21 protein-coding genes and 1 pseudogene are annotated in these 23,095 nt (G+C 59.5%); 7 read left to right on the top strand and 15 right to left on the bottom strand.

The window, feature by feature from the left end:
• Positions 1 to 66 precede the first annotated feature (66 nt).
• Positions 67 to 741 (top strand): ribose-5-phosphate isomerase RpiA, encoded by a 675-nt coding sequence (rpiA, locus tag ACP7D9_RS07050; protein WP_426156396.1) that lies wholly within the window; start codon positions 67 to 69, stop codon positions 739 to 741.
• 144 nt (positions 742 to 885) lie between these two features.
• Here the strand turns inward: rpiA and ACP7D9_RS07045 are convergent, their stop codons facing one another.
• The 4 genes from ACP7D9_RS07045 to ACP7D9_RS07030 form a co-directional block, all read right to left on the bottom strand.
• A complete protein-coding gene (locus tag ACP7D9_RS07045; RefSeq protein ID WP_426156394.1) occupies positions 886 to 1,803 on the bottom strand; it encodes an SdiA-regulated domain-containing protein in 918 nt (305 codons plus the stop codon).
• Between the two features lie 117 nt (positions 1,804 to 1,920).
• Positions 1,921 to 2,844 (bottom strand): SdiA-regulated domain-containing protein, encoded by a 924-nt coding sequence (locus ACP7D9_RS07040; RefSeq protein WP_426156392.1) that lies wholly within the window; start codon positions 2,842 to 2,844, stop codon positions 1,921 to 1,923.
• Between the two features lie 259 nt (positions 2,845 to 3,103).
• A complete protein-coding gene (locus ACP7D9_RS07035; RefSeq protein ID WP_426156388.1) occupies positions 3,104 to 3,769 on the bottom strand; it encodes a fumarylacetoacetate hydrolase family protein in 666 nt (221 codons plus the stop codon).
• Positions 3,770 to 3,810: 41 nt separating this feature from the next.
• A complete protein-coding gene (locus ACP7D9_RS07030; protein ID WP_426156719.1) occupies positions 3,811 to 5,205 on the bottom strand; it encodes an FAD-binding oxidoreductase in 1,395 nt (464 codons plus the stop codon).
• Between the two features lie 205 nt (positions 5,206 to 5,410).
• Between ACP7D9_RS07030 and serA the strand changes: the two genes are divergently transcribed.
• Complete coding sequence (gene serA, locus ACP7D9_RS07025; RefSeq protein ID WP_090287262.1) at positions 5,411 to 6,640, top strand: phosphoglycerate dehydrogenase; 1,230 nt, start codon at positions 5,411 to 5,413, stop codon at positions 6,638 to 6,640.
• A 118-nt stretch (positions 6,641 to 6,758) separates the two neighbouring features.
• Here serA and ACP7D9_RS07020 read toward each other — a convergent pair whose 3' ends face one another.
• Complete coding sequence (locus ACP7D9_RS07020) at positions 6,759 to 7,184, bottom strand: DUF4399 domain-containing protein (protein ID WP_426156386.1); 426 nt, start codon at positions 7,182 to 7,184, stop codon at positions 6,759 to 6,761.
• A 135-nt stretch (positions 7,185 to 7,319) separates the two neighbouring features.
• On the opposite strand from ACP7D9_RS07020, the gene ACP7D9_RS07015 reads away from it, so the two are divergent.
• A complete protein-coding gene (locus ACP7D9_RS07015; RefSeq protein ID WP_426156384.1) occupies positions 7,320 to 7,889 on the top strand; it encodes a transporter substrate-binding domain-containing protein in 570 nt (189 codons plus the stop codon).
• Between the two features lie 115 nt (positions 7,890 to 8,004).
• Here ACP7D9_RS07015 and ACP7D9_RS07010 read toward each other — a convergent pair whose 3' ends face one another.
• Positions 8,005 to 8,490, bottom strand: a complete 486-nt coding sequence (locus tag ACP7D9_RS07010; RefSeq protein ID WP_426156382.1) for a DUF523 domain-containing protein — start codon at positions 8,488 to 8,490, stop codon at positions 8,005 to 8,007.
• A 2-nt stretch (positions 8,491 to 8,492) separates the two neighbouring features.
• The gene (locus ACP7D9_RS07005; RefSeq protein WP_101161439.1) at positions 8,493 to 9,125 is read right to left on the bottom strand and encodes a 2OG-Fe(II) oxygenase; all 633 of its coding nucleotides are present in this window, start codon (positions 9,123 to 9,125) and stop codon (positions 8,493 to 8,495) included.
• A 108-nt stretch (positions 9,126 to 9,233) separates the two neighbouring features.
• Here ACP7D9_RS07005 and ACP7D9_RS07000 point away from each other — a divergent pair, with 108 nt between their 5' ends.
• The gene (locus ACP7D9_RS07000; protein ID WP_426156380.1) at positions 9,234 to 9,971 is read left to right on the top strand and encodes a DUF2059 domain-containing protein; all 738 of its coding nucleotides are present in this window, start codon (positions 9,234 to 9,236) and stop codon (positions 9,969 to 9,971) included.
• Between the two features lie 112 nt (positions 9,972 to 10,083).
• On the opposite strand, the gene ACP7D9_RS06995 is transcribed toward ACP7D9_RS07000, so the two are convergent.
• Positions 10,084 to 10,944, bottom strand: coding sequence for a phosphatidylinositol-specific phospholipase C domain-containing protein (locus ACP7D9_RS06995; protein WP_426156378.1), 861 nt, complete (start codon positions 10,942 to 10,944; stop codon positions 10,084 to 10,086).
• Between the two features lie 291 nt (positions 10,945 to 11,235).
• The gene (locus tag ACP7D9_RS06990; protein WP_426156376.1) at positions 11,236 to 12,183 is read right to left on the bottom strand and encodes an alpha/beta hydrolase; all 948 of its coding nucleotides are present in this window, start codon (positions 12,181 to 12,183) and stop codon (positions 11,236 to 11,238) included.
• Between the two features lie 99 nt (positions 12,184 to 12,282).
• Between ACP7D9_RS06990 and ACP7D9_RS06985 the strand changes: the two genes are divergently transcribed.
• From ACP7D9_RS06985 to ACP7D9_RS06975, 3 genes and pseudogenes are all read left to right on the top strand, one after another.
• Entirely contained in the window at positions 12,283 to 12,861 is a 579-nt protein-coding gene (locus tag ACP7D9_RS06985) for a DUF6436 domain-containing protein (protein WP_426156374.1), read from the top strand.
• Positions 12,862 to 12,963: 102 nt separating this feature from the next.
• On the top strand, positions 12,964 to 15,375 hold the full coding sequence (locus tag ACP7D9_RS06980; RefSeq protein ID WP_426156372.1) for a penicillin acylase family protein: 2,412 nt from the start codon (positions 12,964 to 12,966) through the stop codon (positions 15,373 to 15,375).
• Between the two features lie 251 nt (positions 15,376 to 15,626).
• A pseudogene (locus tag ACP7D9_RS06975) lies at positions 15,627 to 15,958 on the top strand (phosphohydrolase); the annotation flags it as partial.
• A gap of 145 nt (positions 15,959 to 16,103) precedes the next feature.
• On the opposite strand, the gene ACP7D9_RS06970 reads toward ACP7D9_RS06975, so the two are convergent.
• From ACP7D9_RS06970 to ACP7D9_RS06945, 6 genes are all read right to left on the bottom strand, one after another.
• Complete coding sequence (locus ACP7D9_RS06970; protein ID WP_101161448.1) at positions 16,104 to 16,994, bottom strand: ABC transporter permease subunit; 891 nt, start codon at positions 16,992 to 16,994, stop codon at positions 16,104 to 16,106.
• The gene (locus tag ACP7D9_RS06965; RefSeq protein WP_178081230.1) at positions 16,991 to 17,872 is read right to left on the bottom strand and encodes an ABC transporter permease subunit; all 882 of its coding nucleotides are present in this window, start codon (positions 17,870 to 17,872) and stop codon (positions 16,991 to 16,993) included. Before ACP7D9_RS06965 ends, ACP7D9_RS06970 begins: the two co-directional genes overlap by 4 nt.
• A gap of 35 nt (positions 17,873 to 17,907) precedes the next feature.
• Positions 17,908 to 19,050, bottom strand: coding sequence for an ABC transporter ATP-binding protein (locus ACP7D9_RS06960; protein WP_101161451.1), 1,143 nt, complete (start codon positions 19,048 to 19,050; stop codon positions 17,908 to 17,910).
• Between the two features lie 63 nt (positions 19,051 to 19,113).
• On the bottom strand, positions 19,114 to 20,211 hold the full coding sequence (locus ACP7D9_RS06955; protein ID WP_426156369.1) for a polyamine ABC transporter substrate-binding protein: 1,098 nt from the start codon (positions 20,209 to 20,211) through the stop codon (positions 19,114 to 19,116).
• Between the two features lie 185 nt (positions 20,212 to 20,396).
• On the bottom strand, positions 20,397 to 21,509 hold the full coding sequence (locus tag ACP7D9_RS06950) for a polyamine ABC transporter substrate-binding protein (protein ID WP_101161455.1): 1,113 nt from the start codon (positions 21,507 to 21,509) through the stop codon (positions 20,397 to 20,399).
• A gap of 171 nt (positions 21,510 to 21,680) precedes the next feature.
• Complete coding sequence (locus ACP7D9_RS06945; RefSeq protein ID WP_426156367.1) at positions 21,681 to 23,045, bottom strand: aspartate aminotransferase family protein; 1,365 nt, start codon at positions 23,043 to 23,045, stop codon at positions 21,681 to 21,683.
• Positions 23,046 to 23,095 lie beyond the last annotated feature (50 nt).

Genomic DNA, 23,095 nt, shown 5'->3' with positions numbered 1-23,095 from the left:
TTTAGCCGCGCTTGCGGCTATAATGCCGGCCTTTCTGCCCAACCCTTGCCCGCTTTCGGAGCCCGCATGACCCAGGATCAACTCAAACAGGCCGTGGCCCAGGCCGCCGTCGACTTCATCCTGCCGAAACTCGACGACAAGAGCATCGTCGGCGTCGGCACCGGCTCCACCGCCAACTGCTTCATCGACGCCCTGGCCCTGCACAAGGGCGCGTTCGATGGCGCGGTCGCCAGCTCCGAAGCCACCGCCGCGCGCCTCAAGGGCCACGGCATTCCGGTGTACGAGCTGAACACGGTCAGCGACCTGGAGTTCTACGTTGACGGCGCTGATGAAACCGACGCGCACCTGAACCTGATCAAGGGCGGCGGTGCGGCCCTGACCCGCGAGAAGATTGTCGCCGCCGTGGCCAAGACCTTCATCTGCATCGCCGACGCCAGCAAACTGGTGCCGGTGCTCGGCGAGTTTCCGCTGCCGGTGGAAGTGATCCCGATGGCCCGCAGCCACGTGGCGCGCCAACTGGTGAAACTCGGCGGCGACCCGGTGTACCGCGAAGGCGTGCTGACCGACAACGGCAACATCATCCTCGACGTGTTCAACCTGCAGATCACCAACCCGGTGGAGCTGGAAGCGCAGATCAACGCCATCGTCGGCGTGGTCACCAACGGCCTGTTCGCCGCGCGCCCGGCGGATCTGTTGCTTCTGGGCACCAGTGAAGGCGTGAAAACCCTGAAGGCAGAATAAGCCAGACTGCCCGAAATTACCGGCAGACGAATAAACCTGTGGGAGCGAGCTTGCTCGCGAAGGCGTCGGGTCAGTCAACATATTCAGTGACTGGTCAACCGCATTCGTGAGCAAGCTCGCTCCCACAGTGTTTTGTGGTGTTGGTTAGTTTGGCGAAGGTTTCTTGAAGACGTAAAACAGATTCGGCTCGCTCACCAGATACAGCGTGCCGTCATCGTCCATCGCAATCCCCTCGGCCTGCGGCACGGTTTTCTGCAAACCTTGGCGTCCGCCGCTGATCGACATGGTGCTCAACGGGCGGCCGTCGACATCCAGCTCAATGATCAGCCGCGATTCATCCGACAGCGCCAGCAAGTGCCCGCTGCGCTCGTCGTATTGCAGACTCGAAAGATCACGCACAAACATCCCGGCATCGCGCTTGGGGTTGTTGATCACGTGTACGGCGTAGGTCTTGTCCGGTTTGAAGTGCGGAAAACCGTGAACTTCATAGATCAGCATCGGGTCGCGCTCCTTCGCTACAAACAGCCGTTTGCCCACCGAATCGTAAGCCAACCCTTCGAAACCCTTGTTGCTGGACATGTGCACGCCGAGGGTCATTTGCTCGGCATCCTCGGCATCGAGAAAAGTGGTGTCTGCCTCGAGGTGGATTTTGATCAGGCGTTGCTGGCGCTCATCGGTGATCACGTAGGTGTCGGCGCTGATGTATTCGACGGCTTCCGGGTCGCCGAAACCGAGCAGCGCGATGCGTCGCAGGATCTTGCCTTCCAGCGACAGTTCGATCAGTTCGGAATTCTTGTTGGTTACGGTGAACAGGCTTTTGCGCACCGGATCGTAGGTCAGCGCCGAGACATCATCGTCGAGCCCCTCGATCGGCCGCGCCTCGATCGTCACCCGATATTGGTCGAGGCCGATCGCCTCGCTGCTCAGCGGCTGCCACAGCGTGTGCAGGTTGAACCAGGCGCGCTCGAACAGGCGCAGGTATTGACCGATCGCGATCAACGCGACCAGGACAATCATCAACAGCAGGAGAATCAACGGTTTGGGACGGGCAAGTCGACGCATTCAGGCAGGCTCGGATTCAAGACAGGCCGATGAAATATCACGCCCGTCTGAACTGAAGCTTAATGGCCACTTGCCGCCCACGACAACTGCACGATTCCGTAATAGCTGTAGGAAAACTTACTGATGTTTTTCGAAGCGGTAGAACAGGTTCGGTTCGCTGACCATGTACAGCGTGCCGTCCTCATCCATGGTCATACCCTCGGCGCGGGGAATGGTGTCTTTCAGACCATTGAAATTCCCCAGCAGCGTCATGAAGCTGACTTGCTTGCCGGCCTCGTCCAGCTCCAGCAACAGATGCGAATCGGCCGACAGCACCAGCAGATGGCCAGTGCGCGGATCGACGGCCAGCGCCGACAGGTTGCGCAGGTCCAACTGATTGCTGGCCAGCTTCTGCTTGTCGCCCAGAAGGGTCTGGCCGCCGTCGCTTTTCCAGGTGAACAGGGCCGGCGGGCGCTCTTCACCCAGCACCAGCTGCTGATTGTGCGGATCCCACGTGATGGCCTCGAAGGCCTTGTTCTGATCCTTCGAGGGCCCGAGGTCGTATTTCGGGAAGTCGGCGATGTTCAGCTCACGAGTTGCGGCATCGACTTTGACGATCGACAACGTATGCTCACGTTCATCAACAATCGCCAACAACCCGTTTTCCATGACGGTCAGGCCTTCGGGATTGCTCCAGCCCACCAGCGGCATTTTGCGCAACACGTCGCCCTGCAGTGTCAGCTCGACGAGGAAGGCATTCTTGCCCATCACCGCAAACAGGGTCTTGGTCTGCCGGTTGTAGGCCAGGTCCGAGGCTTCGTCCTTCTCCATGCCCGGCAACGGTTTGGCGTCGATCACCACCTGATAATCCGGCAGCCATACGCTCTCCTTGCGCTCGGCCTTGCTCTCGAAGCGCTCCAGCAACCACAGCACACCGCGATCATCCCAATGCATGGCGAAGGCCAGTCCATAAGCCGCAGCGATGGCCAGCAACAGCCAGGCATACCAGCGCAGGACAAAGCGCGAACGGGAGGAGGATTTCTGCTGAGTTCGAGATGCCATCGAGGGATGCGTTCCATGAGTTCAGGCCAAGGGTAATAGCACAAAGAGGCCGGCTGAGACGCCAGAATCGCGGGAATTATCCAGACAGGATGTGAAAAAAACGGGAAATGGCGGGATTGCCCGATTTCCGAGCGATCACAAAGCCCCTGTGGGAGCGAGCTTGCTCGCGAATGCGGTGGGTCAGCGACATCGTTGCCGACTGACACTACGCTTTCACGAGCAAGCCTGCTCCCACAGGGAGGGTGTTGCGGTGAAGAACTTAGCGCACGCTGCTGTTGAAGCTGCTCGCCCCTGGCAGCTCGAGGACGATCTCATCGCCGACGTTCAGCGGGCCGACACCCACCGGCGTGCCGGTCAGGATCACGTCACCGGCCTGCAGCGAGAAGCAGCCGGCCATGTGCTGGATCATCGGCACGATCGGGTTGAGCATTGCGCTGCTGTTGCCGTCCTGGCGCACTTGCCCGTTGATGGTCAAGCGGATGCCGATGTCGGTCAGGTCAGCGAAAGTGCTGCCGACCACGAACGGGGCGACCACTGCCGCGCCGTCGAACGACTTGGCGATTTCCCACGGCAGGCCCTTGGCTTTGAGCTCGGCCTGCTTGTCACGCAGGGTCAGGTCCAGCGCCGGGGCGAAGCCGGAGATCGCATCGAGCACTTCTTCGCGGCTTGGTCTGGTCGACAGCGGCTTGCCGATCAACACCGCGATTTCCGCCTCGTAATGCACCGAACCGCGCTCGGTTGGGATGCTGAAGCCGTCTTCCAGCGGTACCACGCAACTGCCCGGCTTGATGAACAGCAGCGGCTCGGTCGGCACCGGGTTGTCCAGCTCCTTCGCGTGTTCGGCGTAATTGCGGCCAATGCACACGACTTTCCCGATCGGGAAGTGGATGCGCGTGCCGTCGACATACTGGTGCTGATAGCTCATTTACCGACTCCTGCCTTCATTGATTCATCAGAGATAGCTGATCAAACCGGGAAAATCTTGCCCGGGTTCATGATGCCGTTCGGGTCGAACACTGCCTTGACCGCTTTCATGTACTCGATCTCCGCCGGCGAGCGGCTGTAGGTCAGGTAATCACGCTTGGTCATGCCCACGCCATGTTCGGCCGAGATCGAGCCGTTGTACTTCTCGACGGTTTCAAACACCCACTTGTTGACGGTGGCGCACTTGGCAAAGAACTCGTCCTTGCTCAGATTTTCCGGCTTGAGGATGTTCAGGTGCAGATTGCCGTCGCCGATGTGGCCGAACCAGACAATCTCGAAATCCGGGTAGTGCTCGCCGACGATCGCGTCGATCTCGCGCAGGAACGCCGGCACCTTGGAAACGGTCACCGAGATATCGTTCTTGTACGGCGTCCAGTGCGAGATGGTTTCGGAGATGTACTCGCGCAGCTTCCACAGGTTGTGCAACTGGGTTTCGCTCTGGCTCATCACGCCATCGAGGACCCAGCCCTGTTCGACGCAGTGTTCGAAGGTTTCCAGGGCGCTGTTGGCCACTTCTTCGGTGGTCGCTTCGAATTCCAGCAGGGCGTAGAACGGGCACTCGGTCTCGAACGGCGCCGGCACGTCACCGCGGCCCATGACCTTGGCCAGGGCCTTGTCGGAGAAGAATTCGAATGCGGTCAGGTCGAGTTTGCCCTGGAAGGCATGCAGCACCGGCATGATCGAATCGAAATCGGCGGTGCCGAGGACCATCGCCGTGAGGTTTTTCGGCGCGCGATCGAGGCGCATGGTCGCTTCGACGACAAAACCGAGCGTACCTTCGGCGCCGATAAACAGCTGCCGCAGGTCGTAACCGGTGGCGTTCTTGATCAGGTCCTTGTTCAGCTCGAGCACGTCGCCCTTGCCGGTGACGACTTTCATGCCGGCGACCCAGTTACGGGTCATGCCGTAGCGAATCACTTTGATCCCGCCGGCATTGGTGCCGATGTTGCCGCCAATCTGGCTGGAACCCGCCGAGGCAAAATCGACCGGGTAATACAGGCCGTTTTCTTCAGCGACGTTCTGCAAATGCTCGGTGACCACGCCTGGCTGGCACACGGCGGTACGGTCGGTGAGGTTCACGTCGAGAATCTGGTTCATGTAATCGAACGAGACGACCACTTCGCCATTGGCCGCCACCGCAGCGGCGGACAACCCGGTGCGCCCGCCGGACGGTACCAGCGCGACCTTGTGCCTGTTGGCCCAATGCACCACGGCCTGCACTTGCTCGATGGTCTTGGGAAACACGATGGCGCTCGGCGCCGGAGCGAAGTGCTTGGTCCAATCCTTGCCGTAAGCATTCAGGGAGTCGGCGTCGGTCAGGACCTTGCCGGGCTCGACCAGGGTCTTCAGTTCATCAATCAGCGCAGGATTGGTCATCGACAGAACTCTCGAACAATTCATGGTCATCCTGAGAACGCTTCACGTCGCAGGAATGAGTGTTTAGCGGGGTGGCTATGCTAGCATACCGACCCCGCAGGACAGTGCCCAAGGCCAGATCCGCGGTGACGGCTTTGTTGCCGTGCGGGTCAGCTCCAGGCTGCTCCCTCCCAGCCATTTTTCTCCGGGATACAGGTTTACGCAGATGAGCAAGACTTCTCTCGATAAGAGCAAGATCAAGTTCCTTCTTCTCGAAGGCGTCCACCAATCGGCTGTCGACGTCCTCAAGGCGGCGGGCTACACCAGCATCGAGTACCACACCAGTTCTCTGCCGGATGCCCAGCTCAAGGAAAAGATCGCTGACGCTCACTTCATCGGCATTCGCTCGCGCACGCAACTGACCGAAGAGATCTTCGATCACGCCAAGAAGCTGGTCGCGGTCGGCTGTTTCTGCATCGGCACCAACCAGGTTGACCTGGGCGCAGCTCGCGAGCGCGGCATCGCCGTGTTCAACGCGCCGTACTCCAACACCCGCTCGGTCGCCGAGCTGGTATTGGCCGAAGCGATCCTGCTGCTGCGCGGCATCCCGGAGAAAAACGCTTCCTGCCACCGTGGCGGCTGGATCAAGTCCGCCGCCAACTCGTTCGAGATCCGCGGCAAGAAGCTGGGCATCGTCGGCTACGGCTCGATCGGCACGCAATTGTCGGTTCTGGCCGAAGGTCTGGGCATGCAGGTGTTCTTCTATGACACCGTGACCAAGCTGCCGCTGGGCAACGCCACGCAGGTCAACAACCTGCACGAGCTGCTGGGCATGTCCGACATCGTCACCCTGCACGTTCCGGAAACCGCCGCCACTCAGTGGATGATCGGCGAGAAGGAAATCCGTGCAATCAAGAAGGGCGGCATCCTGATCAACGCCGCACGCGGCACCGTGGTCGAACTGGATCACCTGGCAGCTGCGATCAAGGACAAGCACCTGATCGGCGCAGCCATCGACGTGTTCCCGGTCGAACCGCGCTCCAACGACGAAGAGTTCGAAAGCCCGCTGCGTGGCCTCGACAACGTGATCCTGACCCCGCACATCGGTGGCTCGACCGCCGAAGCGCAAGCCAACATCGGTCTGGAAGTGGCGGAAAAACTGGTCAAGTACAGCGACAACGGTACGTCGGTGTCGTCGGTCAACTTCCCGGAAGTGGCCCTGCCGGCTCACCCTGGCAAACACCGCCTGCTGCACATCCACGAGAACATCCCGGGTGTGATGAGCGAGATCAACAAGGTCTTCGCCGAAAACGGCATCAACATCTCCGGTCAGTTCCTGCAGACCAACGAGAAGGTCGGCTACGTGGTGATCGACGTAGACGCCGAATACTCGGAGCTGGCGCAAGAGAAGCTGCAACACGTCAACGGCACTATCCGTAGTCGGGTTCTTTTTTAAGAACAGCTACAAGCCTCAAGCTACAAGCAGCAAGTGATGTTCGCTTTTGCTTTAACTTGAGGCTTTCAGCTTGAAGCTTGCAGCTGTAAAAAAGGGAGCCCCGCAGGGCTCCCTTTTTTTATTTCACGTTTACCGTGATTTTTTCGGAAACGATCGACGGGTCGAACGGCATGTGGCCGCTGTCACCGAGGATCAGTTGCAAGGTGTGCTTGCCGGGGGCCAGTTTGATCGTGGCTTCGGTCTGCGCCTTGCCGAAATGCATGTGGTGGGCGTCAGTCGGGATCGGCGCGCCTTCGGCCGGCAAATCATCGACGTCGATCAGCAAATGATGGTGGCCAGTGTTTTTGGTGACGTCACCCGCCGGGGCCAGCGCGATGTTCTTGACGCCGAACTTGACCTTGAATTCCTGCGAGACGGTGGCGCCGTCCTCGGGAGAAACGATGAACACTTCAGCATCCTTCGGCGCCGGCGTCGCCGCACTGGTCAGCACCGAAACACCCATCAGCACACCGGCCAACGCTGCACGTGACATAAAGCTTTTCATTTTCTTCTCCAGTTTTTCCGTAAAATCCGCATGGTCATGACAACTTCATGACCATTCGTTGTCGAAGGCACTCGACAACCATAGCAAAGCGAGCCTGAATCAGAGCGTCGCGATAATGATTTCAAAGGAGTGACCATGCGCTTGCTGCCTGGCCTGTTCTGCCTGCTACCCCTTCTGAGCCCGCTGGCTCACGCCGAACTGATTGATGACGTTAACGACCGTGGCGAGCTGCGCATAGCCCTTGAGGCTAATACACCGCCCTTCAATTACAAGGAAGGCGACACACTCACGGGGTTCGAGGTCGAGCTTGGGCAACTTTTGGCCAAAGAGCTGGATGTACGCGCCGATTTCATCGTCACCGACGAAGGCGATCTGCTCCAGGGCGTCGAAAGCGGCAAGTACGACGTCGCGCTCAACCACATAGCACTGACACCCGAACTCAAGGATCGTTTCGACTTCAGCGAGCCGTACGGCCAGGTCAATGCGCAGCTGCTGGCGAAGAAAGATGAGACGCCACGACCGATGGTGCTGGTGCAGGCGCTGGCCGAAGAGAAGCCGAAAGCGGCGGCGCCGGTCGAGCTGGCGATCCCGTTTCAGAAGGGTAATCCGGCGTTTCAGGCCAGCCTCAAGAGCGCGCTGGAACGGATCAAGGCGGATGGGCGGTTGGCGGCGTTGTCGGAGAAGTGGCTCACCGAATCCAAGTGAAAAACCCCTGCGGGAGCGGGCTTGCTCGCGAAAGCGGTGTGTCAGGCTCATCTGAATCGCCAGACACACCGCCTTCGCGAGCAAGCCCGCTCCCACAAGGCAGATGTGGTGTGTTTTAGTCGAGTCGGGCCAGGGCAGCTGCGGCTTGCGGCAGCTCAAGCTCACTGAACACCTGAACCCCATGGCGTTTGAGCAGCGCAGCCGTCACCCCTTCGCCACTTACTTTGACCCCACTGAACGTGCCGTCATACGTCAACAGATTCCCGCAAGACGGACTGTTGGCCTTGAGCACCGCTATCCGAATTCCGTGCTTTTGCACCAGTTCCAGCGCTTGCCGCGCACCGTCGAGAAACTGCGCACTGACATCCTCGCCTTCGGTGGTCATCACCGCAGCAGTGCCATCGAGCACCTCGCCACCCTGCCCGCCGGGAATTTCCGCTGCCGCCCGTGGCGTCGGCAAGCCACCGGCCACCTCCGGACACAACGGCACCACCCGTCCCTCGGCAATCCAGTGCTCAAGCAGATCAAACGGACCGCTGGCGCCACCGTCATATCGCACGCGATGGCCCAACAGGCAGCGGCTGACCAGGATCTTTTCCATCGTCAGAACGGCTCGTTGCCACGGCGACGAAACCAACCGGTCAGCGACAGCCGCTCGCGATAGGCCGGCAATACTTCGTGCGGTACTTCGCCGGAGAGAAACACCACCAGGCAACCCCCGGTAGGCTGCACGTCATGCACGCGCTCATCACCCAGATACATGCGCAACTGGCCACCGTCCTCCGGCAGCCAGGCGTCGTTGAGGTAGATTACCGCCGAGACCATGCGTCGATCATCATCACGAAAGCGGTCGACGTGCTTGAGGTAAAACGCGCCGGGCGGGTACAGGGCGAAATGGCATTCGAAGTCTTCCAGCCCCAGAAACAGACCGCGATTGAGCGCCTCGCGCAGGCTGTCCATCAAACTCAGGTAGCGGTCAGTGGCGTCGGCCTGACCAGGGTCGATCCACTGAATGTGATCGCCGCGAATGCCCTCGCGAATCTCCGAAAACGGCCCGCGCCCGACCGCCGCCGGCGCCAGTTCGCCTTCGGCTTCGCGTTGACGGCACTCGGCCGCCAGCGCCCGAGTCAGATCGGCGGGCAGGAAGATGTTCTGCTGCGACCAGCCGTGTTCGGCCAGGTCGTCGACAATGCGTAACAGCAGCGGGTGTTCAGAGGATATCGGCATGGCGCGCATAGTATGCCGGCGGCAACAAATCCGACAGAGCCACGCAGCGGCTTGCTACGAATTCTCGACAAGTACCCGCACCGCACGGACAATAGTGCGCTGCTGACAGGAGTCCCTATGCGCCGTTTGCTTTTTTCACTGTTGATGTTCTGCGTATTGCCCGCCTGGGCGGACGGCCACGATCAGCTGTACAAGGTCGCCGGCTGGCCAGAACAACGCGCGCATTTCAACGATGCCCTGAGCGCAGCCCAGCAGCGCTATCAGAACAGCCTGCCGCCTGCGGTATTTCAAGCGCTGGTCAACAACAGCAATCAGCGCTTCGCCGCGCAGGCCATGGATCAACGCGCCGAAGCGCAACTGCGGCTGAAACTCGCCGACCCGAAACCGGCGCTGACCTTCTTCCAGTCACCACTGGGCAAGAAAATCGTCGCCGCCGAATTGCTCGCGACTCGCCGCGATCAGTTGGCAAAAAATGCCCAGGGTCTGCCAAAGATGCAGGCCAGCGACAGCCGTTTGCTGATCATCGGCCATCTCGCCCAGGCCTTGCCGGCCCGAGAGGCTGGCGCCGAGGTCAGTCTGGCAATTGCCGGCGTGGCGGCGGACAGTTTGAGTTCGATGATTCCGGGATTGCTGGGTGGCGGTCAGGCGCAAGGCATGTTGAATGGTCAGCGCCAACGGTTGATGGATCAGATCGGCGCGGATCTGAACAACACGCTGCTCTACGTCTATCGCGATTTGTCGGATGAAGAGCTGGAAGAGTTTGCGACGTTTGCCGAGTCAACCGAGGGCAAGGCGTACTACCAGGCCGCACTGGCGGCGATCAGGGCTGGATTGGCGGTGGCGCAGAACCCGTGATTATCAATCGATAACCGCGAGATTTACCGTTCTGCGCCTCCGACATCTTTGCGAAATATGGCGGGTAGCCGGGGGCTTCCCCGCCATAAATCAGGCAACTTGACGCGCCCTGTCACTTGCGCAGATTGCTCTCAATGCAATTGCGAACTATCTCGGAATCATTGAAAAAATCCACGTTGATGATGTTGCTTTTGCGTTGCCACTCGCTGCCGATTGAATACCAGCTGTTCAATTCGGACTTGATGTTTTGCACGCCCCAAATCGAATAGCAGGTCGCCGACATTGACCATAAAGCGCCTGCTGCGGGTGGATTACGCATAACACTCTCAATATGACGGTAAAGTTGGGAAGTATTTACCAAATCAGTACCCGCCCAACGGTGATTGATTTGAGGCCAGATCAAAGTTGGATTCAAAGTGGATAAACCAACCGGTGCAGCAAGGACAATCCCGCCTCTTGGATAGTGGGTCTTGATCTCATTCAAGGTCATATTTACCGCTGCTCGCGGGATCAGCATCGAGCCAAACTCACCTACGAAATAATTATGCAACTCCTGAAATGGAACCGGCGTACCTCTCTGGGTCAACAGCTCGTGAATATCAAGGATAACTATTTCGGTGGGGTTCTTCTGGAGGAACTCACGAACCGCGTTCATCATTACGCTGAGTGTTCTGCCGGACTCTTGGGTATGCGTGTGCCTGAACCGAAGACCGGTATTCGAATAGCCGGCAAAATATTTCAAGCGAATATCCAAAACCCTTATCCCGCTCTCCAGGTGATACCAGAAAGTGTCATATTGGCAAGTAATATACCAATTACTATAACTCGCATAGCGATCCATCCCGGCATTATGAGTTCCCGGCAGGCTCAGCTGCCAGAGCTTCTTGTTACCAATGGAACTTCGCAGATCCCCCATCCAGGATTTTCGTTGATACGACTCTACGCCAGCGACACTTACATCTAATTCACTCATGAGAAACTCCTCGAGCGCATACACTACTTGAGTAGTCCACCGCCCCTTGCGATTAATGTTAACTAGGTTGGTTCGATGCCAGCAGCCAACTAACTTAAATCTAACTGGCTACTTCATGCAAAATCAACATATCGCAAAAAAAGCAAACAACGAAACTTCAACCATTGCATAAGTTTTCGAACAGCAATAAACAACTGCACCCACCAAGCAGAACTTAAATAGCACACCAGAATATTGAATACTTGGCACTTCTTAGTTGGTTATCAGGCGGGCCGTTACTTTAACAGTGCGCTAAGCATTCCGCCCCTTGATCCGCTTGCTCAAGAACTCGAAATACTCCTCACGCATCTCCGCCGTCTCATTCGCCAGATGATGCCGTGCCTCGGCCAACAGCAAAATCTGCGGCCGGTCGAATTTCCACTTCAACACTTGCAGATTGTGCTGCCAGTCCACGGTCATGTCCGCCTGCCCCTGAATGATCAGTGGTCGTCGCGGGCTTTTTTTCGCGTGCTCGACACGGATGATCCAGCGCGACAGTGCGCCCACCCATCTCGTCGGCAGGCGCCTTGGCTGTAACGGATCGGCCTGGAGAAACGGCAGGAAATCCGGATCGTTGGAGTTTTCGCTAAAGCGGCGCGCGATGCCCCGCACGAACGGCCGCAGCAAGTAATAACTCAGCTGCGACCAGCCCCACGCCCTCGGCCTTACCAACGGCGCGAGCAGAATCACCTGGCCTTGCGCCGGGCTGTTCTCGCCATGGTTGAGCAGGTGATCGACGACAATCGCGCCCCCGGTGCTCTGCCCACACAAATGCCAGGGTTGTGGTAGCGCGATCGAGCTGGCTTCAGCGAACAACGCTTGCAGCATGTGCTGATATTCAGCGAAATCACGAATGCTCGCCCGTGGCCCGCTCGACAATCCGTGCCCCGGCAAGTCGCAGGCGATCACGGCAAAATCCTGATCCAGCGCCCACTCGATCACATGCCGGTACAGGCCGACGTGATCGTAGTAGCCGTGCAGCAGAAACAGCGTCGCCTTGACCTTCTCCGGCCACCAGCAATGGCTGACCAGCTCGTAACCATCGACGTCGAAACGCCCCATGCCACGCCAGACATCGCGTTCGGCGAAGTCAGTCTTGTAGAAGCGCTGATAAGCCTTCGCCTCGTCCGATAACGGCTGCCACTCGGCCAACGGCTTGAGGCTCGCGCGTAAATGATCGGGGTCGAAAGTATCGGGCATGCGGATATTCCAAAGCGGTAAACAGACTTTATCGGCCTGCGATATTCATCTGTAGTGACAGACATGGCAAGCTAGCCGGCCTTTCGAGGATCGAAAACCATGCGTTCGCCCTACCGCTCCGCACTGTTCGCCAGCCTGCTCGCGCTGATCTGCGCCGGGGTGCTGTGGGCGGCGTATGACTGGTTTCAGGGCCGCTATCTGCGCGCCTTCAGCGAACATACCGCGGTTTTTTCCGGCGACCCGTTGCGCCTGCCGGACAACCTCGCCGGGCCGGGCAATATCCGCCTCGTGCACTTCTGGGACCCGGCCTGCCCATGCAACGTCGGCAATCAGCAGCACCTGAGCGAGATGGTCGAACAGTTCGGCGCTCGCGGCGTGGAGTTCTTCGCCGTGCAAAAGCCCGGCAGCCACGGCCAGTTGCCCGCCACCCTCGCCAGCCTGAAAACCATCATCATCCTGCCCGGCTCCGAACAGATCCCCGCCAGCCCGGCCGTGGCAATCTGGGACCGCAGCGGCAAACTGGCCTACTTCGGCCCCTACAGCGAAGGCCTGACCTGCAACTCCAGCAACAGCTTCATCGAACCGATCCTGCACGCCCTCACGGAAGATCGCCCGGTGAATGCCACGCACACCTTGGCGGTGGGTTGTTATTGCCCGTGGCCGGTGGAGTCCAAGTAAGGCATTCCGGACTTTTCGAGGACAGCGCTGCAGCGCACAGACGCTCTGTGCTAAATGTTTGCAGCCCGATGGGCGGCCCTCTCGCCTGCACAAGGAGTCACCATGAAGCGTGCGTTCACCATTGTTGCCTTGCTTATCGTTGTCCTGCTTTGCGCCGCCGGCAGCTACATCTACAGCAAGCAGCCGACGCGCCAGGGCCAGGTGGAACTGCGCAACCTGCAAGGCTCGGTGACCGTGCGCTACGACGAGCGAGGTGTGCCGCATATCCGCGCGGAGAACGAAACCGACCTCTATCGCGCCCTCGGTTATGTGCACGCGCAGGACCGGTTGTTCCAGATGGAAGCCATGCGCCGGCTCGCGCGGGGCGAACTGGCCGAAGTGCTCGGGCCGAAGCTGCTCGACACCGACAAACTGTTTCGCAGCCTGCGCATCCGCGAGCGCGCGGCCAGCTACGTCGCCAGCCTCGACAAACAGTCGCCGGCGTGGAAAGGCCTGCAAGCTTATCTGGATGGCATCAACCAGTATCAGGACACCCACGCCGCGCCGATCGAGTTCGACGTGCTGGGCATCCCCAAGCGGCCGTTCACTGCCGAAGACAGCATCAGCGTCGCCGGCTACATGGCCTACAGCTTTGCCGCCGCGTTTCGCACCGAGCCGCTGCTGACCTACGTGCGCGATCAGCTGGGCGCTGATTACCTGAATGTCTTCGATCTCGACTGGCAAGCCAAAGGCGTGCTGGCTACCGATAACGTCAGGCACGGGCCGACCCTCGCCGCCGGTGACTGGCAGGATCTCACCGCCCTCGCCCGCCTCAGCGAACAGGCACTGATCGATAACGGTCTGCCGCAGTTCGAGGGCAGCAATGCCTGGGTGATTGCCGGCAGCCGCAGCCAGAGTGGCAAGCCATTGCTGGCCGGCGATCCGCATATCCGCTTCTCGGTGCCGTCGGTGTGGTACGAAGCGCAGCTGTCGGCGCCGGGTTTCGAGTTGTACGGTCACCATCAGGCGCTGGTGCCGTTCGCGTTCCTGGGCCACAACCTCGATTTTGGCTGGAGCCTGACCATGTTCCAGAACGACGACCTCGATCTCATCGCCGAGAAGGTCAACCCGGACAACCCCGATCAGGTCTGGCATCGCGGCCAGTGGACAGACATGCTCGTCACCGAGCAGCAGATCAAGGTGAAAGGCCAGCCGCCGGTGTCGATCACGTTGCGCCAGTCGCCGCACGGGCCGATCGTCAACGATGCCCTTGGCAGCGCTGCCGGCAAAACCCCGATTGCGATGTGGTGGGCGTTTCTCGAAACGCCGAACCCGATCCTCGACGGCTTCTACCAGCTCAACCGCGCCGACACGCTGGCCAAGGCCCGCGCGGCGGCGGCCAAGGTACAGGCGCCGGGGCTGAATCTGGTTTACGCCAATGCCAGAGGCGATATCGCCTGGTGGGCCTCGGCGCTACTGCCCAAACGTCCAGCCGGGGTAAAACCGGGCTTCATTCTTGACGGCAGCACGGCTGAGGCGGACAAGGACGGCTACTACCCGTTCAGCGCCAATCCGCAGGAAGAGAACCCGGCGCGCGGCTATATCGTCTCGGCCAACTTCCAGCCCGTGTCGCCGACCGGCATGGAGATTCCCGGTTACTACAACCTTGCTGATCGCGGTCAGCAGCTCGACCGCCAGCTCAGCGACAACCGGGTGAAGTGGAGCAACGAGGCCAACCAGAAGCTGCAACTGGGCACGGCGACCGGTTATGGCCCGCGCCTGTTGGCGCCGCTGTTGCCGGTGTTGCGAGAGGTGGTCAGTGATCCGGCGCAGCTGAAACTGCTTGAGCAACTGGCGCAGTGGCCCGGCGACTATCCGTTGAATTCGGTCAGCGCGACGGTGTTCAACCAGTTCCTCTACGACCTTGCCGACGCGGCGATGCGCGATGAGTTGGGTAATGACTTTTTCGAAACCCTGCTGTCGACGCGGGTGATCGATTCGGCGTTGCCACGCCTGGCGGCGCAGGCCGATTCGCCCTGGTGGGACAACCGCAGCACGCCGGCCAGAGAAACCCGCGCCGATGTCGTGCGCATGGCATGGGCGGCAAGCATGGCGCATCTGAAACTGACCCTCGGCGACAACGTGGCGGGCTGGCAGTGGGGCGCGGCGCACACCCTCACTCATGGCCACCCGCTGGGGCAGCAGAAGCCGCTGGATCGCCTGTTCAATGTCGGGCCGTTCGCGGCGCCGGGCAGCCATGAAGTGCCGAACAACCTCTCGGCGAAGATCGGCCCGGCGCCGTGGCCGGTGACCTATGGGCCGTCGACACGGCGTCTGGTTGATTTTGCCGATGCGGTGCATGGTTTGACGATCAATCCGGTCGGCCAGAGTGGCGTGCCGTTTGATCGTCATTACGACGACCAGGCTGAGGCGTACGTAGAGGGGATTTATGTGCAGGCGCATTTCAGTGAGGAAGAGGTGCTGGCGAATACGCGCAGTACCTTGAAGCTACTGCCGATGCGGGGTGCCCAATAGATTTATAACGCCTGCACAGGCCCCTTCGCGAGCAAGCCCGCTCCCACAGGGACATGCATTCCAAATGTGGGAGCGAGCTTGCTCGCGAAGAGGCCATCTCACGCGATATGGATGTCGAATGACACACCGCTTTCGCGAGCAAGCCCGATTCCACAGGGACCGTCTCCGGCTGGTTGAGCGAGCCAACCCTGGCCAATCCAAACCCGGCACGATTTACAGGCAGCGCACAACGGCGTTTCGACGAGGAAATGCCGTACGGGCTGAGCGAAGACGATATCGGACAGGTCTGGTTATCGATTGCCTTGCATACGACACCGGGCGTGCCGAAGCATCTGCGTCCGAGCGTGTCGCTGGTCACTGCGGGGGCGGAGATGGACGTGCAGGCGATGGACTACGCGGCGTTCAGCAGCGTGCAGCGCGAAGCCGTGGTGCATGCGCATCCACGCGGCGGAGGTTTCAAGGAGTGCGTCATCGTCCGCAGATAACGTTCGGCAATGTGAAGACCGATGTGCTGGTGGATCAGGAGCCGGGGTTCAAACCGCTGAACTTCGTTGAGGTCATCCGCCAATCCCCTTGGACTGCATGGAACAAAATGTGGGAGCGGGCTTGCTCGCGAATGCGGTGGGTCAGACAACATTTCAGTCGACTGACACGCCCTCTTCGCGAGCAAGCACGCTCCCACATTTCGATTTGGGTTGCTCTTGAGAAAACGACCAACCCGATATGGCTCACGCCGCTTCCGGCGCAGGCGCGCGACGCGCGTCCGGTTGCTTCCACGAATCGGCCGCACTTTCTTCGATAGCCTGCTGGATGGCTTTCTTGCGCGACTCTTCGGCGCGGCGGCTGAAGAACCAGACGAGGAAAGTCACCAGCGACACCGCCAGCAGAATCAGGCTCGCCACCGCGTTGATCTCCGGTTTAACACCCAGGCGCACCGCCGAGAACACTTCCATCGGCAGGGTCGTCGAACCCGGACCGGACACGAAGCTCGCCAGCACCAGGTCATCCAGCGACAGGGCGAACGACATCATGCCGCCCGCCGCCAGCGACGGCGCGATCATCGGGATGGTGATCAGGAAGAACACCTTCCACGGCCGCGCGCCGAGGTCCATTGCCGCCTCTTCGATCGACAGATCCAACTCGCGCAAACGCGCCGACACCACCACCGCCACATACGCCGCGCAGAACGTGGTGTGGGCGATCCAGATGGTGACGATGCCGCGCTCCTGCGGCCAGCCGATCATCTGCGCCATGGCCACGAACAACAGCAACAGCGACAGACCGGTGATCACTTCCGGCATCACCAGCGGCGCCGTCACCAGGCCGCCGAACAGCGTACGGCCCTTGAAGCGCGTGATGCGGGTCAACACGAACGCTGCCAGCGTACCCAGCGCCACCGCGGCAACCGCGGTGTAGCAGGCGATTTCCAGCGAACGCAGCACCGAGCCCATCAGTTGAGAGTTGTCGAGCAGGCCGACGTACCACTTGATCGACCAGCCGCCCCACACCGTCACCAGTTTGGAAGCGTTGAACGAGTAGATCACCAGGATCAGCATCGGCAGATAGATGAAGATCAGACCCAGTACCAGCATCAGGCTGGAGAAACGGAAGCGCTTCATTCTTTACCCTCCATTTCCTTGGCCTGACTGCGGTTGAACAGGATGATCGGCACAATCAGGATCGCCAGCATCACCACCGCCAGGGCGGATGCCACCGGCCAGTCGCGGTTGTTGAAGAACTCTTGCCAGAGCACCTTACCGATCATCAGGGTTTCCGGGCCGCCGAGCAGTTCCGGGATGACGAACTCACCGACCACCGGAATGAATACCAGCATGCAGCCGGCGATAATCCCGTTCTTGGACAGCGGAATGGTGATTTTCCAGAAGCTGTTGAAAGTGCTCGAACCCAGATCCGATGCGGCTTCCAGCAAACTCTGATCGTGTTTGACCAGGTTGGCGTACAGCGGCAGGATCATGAACGGCAGGTACGAATAGACAATCCCGATGTACACCGCCAGGTTGGTGTTGAGGATCTGCAGCGGCTCGTCGATCAGGCCCATGCTCATCAGGAAGCCGTTGAGCAGGCCGTTGTTGCTGAGGATGCCCATCCAGGCATAAACGCGGATCAGGATTGCGGTCCAGGTCGGCATCATGATCAGCAGTACCAGCACCGTTTGCAGCTCTTTGCGCGCACTGGCAATGGCGTAAGCCATCGGATAGCCGATCAGCAGGCACAGCAGCGTGCTGATGAAGGCCATTTTCAGCGAGCCGAGGTAGGCGGCGATGTACAAATCGTCGTCGCTCAGCAGCGCATAGTTTCCCAGGTTCAGCAGCAATTGCAGCTTCTGCTCGGCAAACGTGTAGATCTCGGTGTACGGCGGGATCGCCACGTCGGCTTCGGCAAAACTGATCTTCAGAACGATGAAGAACGGCAGCATGAAGAACAGGAACAGCCAGATGAACGGCACCCCGATGACCATTTGCCGGCCATTGGGGATGATCCGGTTGATGCGACGTTTGAATTTGCGCATGTTCATGAGCGAAGTACCACGCCGCTGTCGTCTTCCCACCACACGTAGACCTGATCGCCCCAGGTCGGACGTGCGCCACGGCGTTCGGCGTTGGCCACGAACGACTGCACCAGTTTGCCGCTCGGCAACTCGACATAGAACACCGAGTGACCGCCCAGATAGGCGATGTCGTGAACCTTGCCGCTCGACCAGTTGTACTCGCAGGTCGGCATCTCGGCGGTGACCAGCAGCTTCTCCGGACGGATCGCGTAGGTCACCGACTTGTCCTGCACCGAGGTGCTGATGCCGTGGCCGACGTAGATCTGCCGGTCGAGGTCCTTGCAGGTGATGGTCGCGTGGCCCTCGGCGTCGTCGATCACTTCGCCTTCGAAGATGTTGACGTTGCCGATGAATTCGCAGACCAGTCGGCTGGTCGGGGTTTCGTAGATGTCGATCGGGCTGCCGATCTGGGCGATCCAGCCCAGGTGCATGATCGCGATGCGCTCGGCCATGGTCATGGCTTCTTCCTGGTCGTGGGTCACCATCACGCAGGTCACGCCGACGCGCTCGATGATTTCCACCAGTTCCAGTTGCATCTGCGAACGCAGTTTCTTGTCCAGTGCGCCCATCGGTTCGTCGAGCAGCAGCAGTTTCGGCCGCTTGGCCAGCGAGCGTGCCAGTGCCACGCGCTGACGTTGGCCGCCGGACAGTTGATGCGGCTTGCGCTTGGCGTACTGGCTCATCTGCACCAGCTTGAGCATCTCGGCCACACGGGCGTCGATTTCAGCTTTGGGAATCTTGTCCTGCCGCAGGCCGAAGGCGATGTTCTGCGCCACGGTCATGTGCGGGAACAAGGCGTAGGACTGAAACATCATGTTGATCGGACGGTCGTACGGCGGCATGTCGGTGATGTCCACACCGTCGAGAAAAATCCGCCCTTCCGTGGGCCGTTCGAAGCCTGCGAGCATCCGTAGCAAGGTGGATTTGCCCGATCCCGAACCGCCGAGCAGAGCAAAAATCTCGCCCTTCTTGATTTCCAGGGACACGTCGTCCACGGCAATCGTCTCGTCGAACTTCTTCGTGACCCGGTCGATTTTGACCAGCACCTGTTTCGGTGTCTGGTCGCCCTCGAGGGCTTTCTTGTAGGCGCCGGAGGCAACTGCCATTTACGAAACTCCCAACAGAAGCAGCAGTTCGCCACGCAAGACGAACCCTGGATAGTTTGTGCGTTATTTGCCCGACTTGACCTTGGTCCAGCTGCGGGTCATCAAACGCTGAATATTGGCTGGCAACTCGGTCGACACGTAGGTCTTGTCGAGGACTGCTTGCGGTGGGTAAACCGCTTCATCGGTGCGAATGGATTGTTCCATCAGCTTGTCCGAACCCGGGTTGGGGTTGGCGTAACCGACGTAATCACTGACCTGGGCGATCACCTCAGGTTTCAGCAAATAGTTGATGAAGGCGTGGGCCTCTTTGACGTTGGGCGAATCCTTGGGGATTGCCAGCATGTCGAACCACAGCGCGCCACCCTCTTTCGGGATCGAGTAGGCGATGTTGACGCCCTTCTTGGCTTCCTCGGCACGGTTCTTCGCCTGGAAGATGTCGCCGGAGAAACCGATCGCCACGCAGATGTCGCCGTTGGCCAGATCGCCGATGTACTTCGAGGAGTGGAAATAGGTCACGTACGGACGCACCGCGAGCAGCTTGGCGGTGGCTTTTTCGTAATCCTTGGTGTTGGTGCTGTTGGCGTTCAGGCCCAGGTAATTGAGCATGGTCGGCATCATTTCATCAGCCGAATCGAGGAACGCGACGCCGCAGCTGTGCAGCTTCTTGATGTTTTCCGGCTCGAACAGCACGGCCCAGGAATCGATCTTGTCGATACCCAGCACAGCTTTGACTTTGTCGACGTTGTAGCCGATGCCGTTGGTGCCCCACAGATACGGAACGGCGTAGAGGTTGCCGGGATCGTTCTGCTCCAGGCGCTTGAGCAGCACCAGGTCGAGGTTGGAATAATTCGGCAGCTGCGCCTTGTCGAGCTTCTGGAACGCGCCCGCCTTGATCTGCTTGCCAAGGAAGTGGTTCGACGGCACGACCACGTCGTAGCCGGTGCGCCCGGCGAGCAGCTTGCCTTCCAGGGTTTCGTTGGAGTCGAAGACGTCGTAGACCGGTTTGATCCCGGTGTCTTTCTCGAAGTCGGCCAGGGTCGATTCGCCGATGTAATCGGACCAGTTATAAATATGCACCGTACCGGCGGCCTGGGCTCCGACAGTGATGGTCAGGCCGGCAGCGACCAGCAGGGCTTTGCGCAAAGAAGAAAATACAGGCAAGTGGAGGTCCTCTAAATGGATTGGGCCCAAGTTGCCCGCGCTGCATGACAGCCATGGCTGCCCGACAACAAAACCGGCGCGCAACTTACCCTCGAAAAACCGATCCAGCAAAACTTTCTGTCAATTAATTATCCGCTGGCCGCCGTCGCGGCGACGACGGCCAGTGGTTGCTGCAGCAAACCGGCTTATTTGCCCGATTTGATTTTGGTCCAGCTGCGCGTGATCAGGCGCAGAGTCGCCGCGTCCAGGTCACTGATCGCGTAGAGCTGTTTCTTCACTTCAGCCGACGGGTAGATGCTCGGATCGCTGGTGATGTCCTTGTCTACCAATGGCGTGGCCGCCTTGTTGCCGTTCGGGAAACGCACGGCGTTGGTGATGCCGGCCATCACTTGCGGCTCGAGCAGGTAGTTCATGAACTTGTAGGCGGCTTCGACGTTTTCGGCGTCCTTGGGAATGGCGACCATGTCATAGAAAGTCCCGGCGCCTTCTTTTGGAATGGTGTAAGCCAGTTTGACCTTGTCACCGGCTTCCTGGGCGCGGGTCTTGGACTGCTCCAGGTCACCCGAGTAACCGACAGCGACGCAGATGTTGCCGTTGGCCAGGTCCGAGATGTACTTGGAGGAGTGGAAGTAGGCGACCGACGGACGAATCTTCAGGAACAGGTCTTCGGCGGCTTTCAGATCAGCCTTGTCCTTGCTGTCGGTCGGCTTGCCCAGATAGTGCAATGCGGCCGGAATCATTTCGGTCGGTGCATCGAGGAAGCTCACGCCACAGCTTTTGAGTTTCTCGATGTTTTCCGGCTTGAACACCACGTCCCACGAATCGATCTTGTCGATGCCCAGCGCAGCCTTGACCTTGGCCGGGTTGTAGCCGATGCCGATCGAGCCCCACATGTACGGGAAGGCGTGTTTGTTGCCCTGGTCGCTGGCGTCGCCAACGGCCTTGAGCAGGTCTTCGTCGAGGTTTTTCCAGTTCGGCAGCCTGGACTTGTCCAGCTCCTGGTAAACGCCGGCCTTGATCTGCTTGGCGAGGAAGTTGTTGGAAGGCACCACGATGTCGTAACCGGATTTGCCGGCCAGCAACTTGGCTTCCAGGGTTTCGTTACTGTCGAAGACGTCGTAAACGACTTTGATCCCGGTGGCTTTTTCGAAATTGGCCACAGTGTCCGGCGCAATGTAATCGGACCAGTTGTAAACGTGCAGCACTTTGTCGTCCGCGTGAACCGCACCCGCCATCATGCCCGCCACGGACAGCGCGAGAAGTGTCTTGCCAGCAAGCTTTTTACCTAATGCCTTCATGCGTCATGCTCCAAATTTTTCTTTTTTGAACCACATTGTTCAGCGGCCGAACCCGGACAACTGGAACCGCGGCTAGTCTGGCAAGATCCGAGGCGGTCTTTCAACAAAAGACCGGCCTTTCTGACAGCTTTGACCGAGCAAGCCGCAACCTGCTCGCTCAAAGCCTAGCACTTAGCCCTGCAGCACACCGAGGGTCAGATCCAGACACTTGCGTGCCTTTGTAACCAACTCATCGATCTCGGCTTTGCTGATCACCAGCGGCGGCGCGATGATCATCGTGTCGCCCACCGCGCGCATGATCAGGCCGTTGTCGAAGCAGAACTGCCGGCAGATCATACCGACGCCCTTGCCTTCGTAACGCTTGCGCGTGGCCTTGTCCTGCACCAACTCGATCGCCCCCAGCAGACCGACGCCGCGAACTTCACCCACCAACGGATGATCGTTCAGCTCGCGCAGACGTTTCTGCAAATACGGTGCCGTTTCGTTGTGGGCGTTCTCGATAATTTTTTCATCGCGCAGGATGCGGATGTTTTCCAGGCCCACCGCCGCTGCCACCGGATGTCCGGAATAGGTGAAGCCGTGGTTGAAATCGCCGCCTTCATTGAGCACGGCTACCACCGAATCACGCACGATCAGGCCACCCATCGGGATGTAACCGGAGGTCAGGCCTTTGGCGATGGTCATCATGTCCGGTTTGAGGTCGTAGAAATCGCTACCGAACCACTCACCGGTGCGGCCGAAACCGCAGATCACTTCGTCGGCCACAAACAGAATGTCGTACTTGGCGAGGATTTCCTTGATGCGAGGCCAGTAGGTATCGGGCGGAATGATCACGCCACCTGCACCCTGGATCGGCTCGGCAATAAAGGCACCGACATTGTCGACACCGACTTCGAGAATCTTTTCTTCGAGCTGATTGGCCGCCCAGATGCCGAACTCTTCCGGCGTCATGTCGCCGCCCTCGGCGAACCAGTACGGCTGCGCGATATGAACGATGCCCGGGATCGGCAAGTCGCCCTGTTCGTGCATATAGGTCATGCCGCCGAGGCTGGCGCCAGCCACGGTGGAACCGTGATAACCGTTTTTGCGGCTGATAATGACTTTCTTGTTCGGCTGGCCCTTGATCGCCCAGTAGTGGCGAACCATGCGCAGCATGGTGTCGTTGCCTTCGGAGCCGGAGCCGGTGAAGAACACGTGGTTCATGCCTTCTGGCGCAACGTCGGCAATCGACTTGGCCAGTTCCAGCGCCGGCGGGTGGGCCGTCTGGAAGAACAGGTTGTAGTACGGCAGCTCGCGCATCTGTTTGGCGGCGGCATCGGCCAGTTCATCGCGACCGTAACCGATCGCCACACACCACAGGCCGGCCATGCCGTCGAGGATCTTGTTGCCTTCGCTGTCCCACAGGTAAACGCCCTTGGCGTTGGTGATGATCCGCGGGCCCTTCTCTTTCAGTTGCTTGAAGTCGCTGAACGGGGCCAGGTGGTGATCGCTGCTCAGCGCTTGCCACTCACGGGTTTGCGGGTTGTTGCTGGTCATGCCAATTCTCCTTGTTATCGGTGAAGGCGCGCCGCCTGCGCAGCGCGCCC

The organism is Pseudomonas sp. TSRC2-2, from assembly GCF_049897785.1.
GTDB lineage: Bacteria > Pseudomonadota > Gammaproteobacteria > Pseudomonadales > Pseudomonadaceae > Aquipseudomonas.
This window is presented reverse-complemented; position numbering and strand designations above follow the sequence as displayed.

Excerpts from the sequence above, each read along its gene's own strand:
- rpiA (WP_426156396.1), top strand. The coding sequence starts at position 67 with ATGACCCAGGATCAACTCAAACAGGCCGTGGCCCAGGCCGCCGTCGAC.
- ACP7D9_RS07045 (WP_426156394.1), bottom strand. The coding sequence starts at position 1,803 with ATGCGTCGACTTGCCCGTCCCAAACCGTTGATTCTCCTGCTGTTGATG.
- ACP7D9_RS07040 (WP_426156392.1), bottom strand. The coding sequence starts at position 2,844 with ATGGCATCTCGAACTCAGCAGAAATCCTCCTCCCGTTCGCGCTTTGTC.
- ACP7D9_RS07035 (WP_426156388.1), bottom strand. The coding sequence starts at position 3,769 with ATGAGCTATCAGCACCAGTATGTCGACGGCACGCGCATCCACTTCCCG.
- ACP7D9_RS07030 (WP_426156719.1), bottom strand. The coding sequence starts at position 5,205 with ATGACCAATCCTGCGCTGATTGATGAACTGAAGACCCTGGTCGAGCCC.
- serA (WP_090287262.1), top strand. The coding sequence starts at position 5,411 with ATGAGCAAGACTTCTCTCGATAAGAGCAAGATCAAGTTCCTTCTTCTC.
- ACP7D9_RS07020 (WP_426156386.1), bottom strand. The coding sequence starts at position 7,184 with ATGAAAAGCTTTATGTCACGTGCAGCGTTGGCCGGTGTGCTGATGGGT.
- ACP7D9_RS07015 (WP_426156384.1), top strand. The coding sequence starts at position 7,320 with ATGCGCTTGCTGCCTGGCCTGTTCTGCCTGCTACCCCTTCTGAGCCCG.
- ACP7D9_RS07010 (WP_426156382.1), bottom strand. The coding sequence starts at position 8,490 with ATGGAAAAGATCCTGGTCAGCCGCTGCCTGTTGGGCCATCGCGTGCGA.
- ACP7D9_RS07005 (WP_101161439.1), bottom strand. The coding sequence starts at position 9,125 with ATGCGCGCCATGCCGATATCCTCTGAACACCCGCTGCTGTTACGCATT.
- ACP7D9_RS07000 (WP_426156380.1), top strand. The coding sequence starts at position 9,234 with ATGCGCCGTTTGCTTTTTTCACTGTTGATGTTCTGCGTATTGCCCGCC.
- ACP7D9_RS06995 (WP_426156378.1), bottom strand. The coding sequence starts at position 10,944 with ATGAGTGAATTAGATGTAAGTGTCGCTGGCGTAGAGTCGTATCAACGA.
- ACP7D9_RS06990 (WP_426156376.1), bottom strand. The coding sequence starts at position 12,183 with ATGCCCGATACTTTCGACCCCGATCATTTACGCGCGAGCCTCAAGCCG.
- ACP7D9_RS06985 (WP_426156374.1), top strand. The coding sequence starts at position 12,283 with ATGCGTTCGCCCTACCGCTCCGCACTGTTCGCCAGCCTGCTCGCGCTG.
- ACP7D9_RS06980 (WP_426156372.1), top strand. The coding sequence starts at position 12,964 with ATGAAGCGTGCGTTCACCATTGTTGCCTTGCTTATCGTTGTCCTGCTT.
- ACP7D9_RS06970 (WP_101161448.1), bottom strand. The coding sequence starts at position 16,994 with ATGAAGCGCTTCCGTTTCTCCAGCCTGATGCTGGTACTGGGTCTGATC.
- ACP7D9_RS06960 (WP_101161451.1), bottom strand. The coding sequence starts at position 19,050 with ATGGCAGTTGCCTCCGGCGCCTACAAGAAAGCCCTCGAGGGCGACCAG.
- ACP7D9_RS06950 (WP_101161455.1), bottom strand. The coding sequence starts at position 21,509 with ATGAAGGCATTAGGTAAAAAGCTTGCTGGCAAGACACTTCTCGCGCTG.
- ACP7D9_RS06945 (WP_426156367.1), bottom strand. The coding sequence starts at position 23,045 with ATGACCAGCAACAACCCGCAAACCCGTGAGTGGCAAGCGCTGAGCAGC.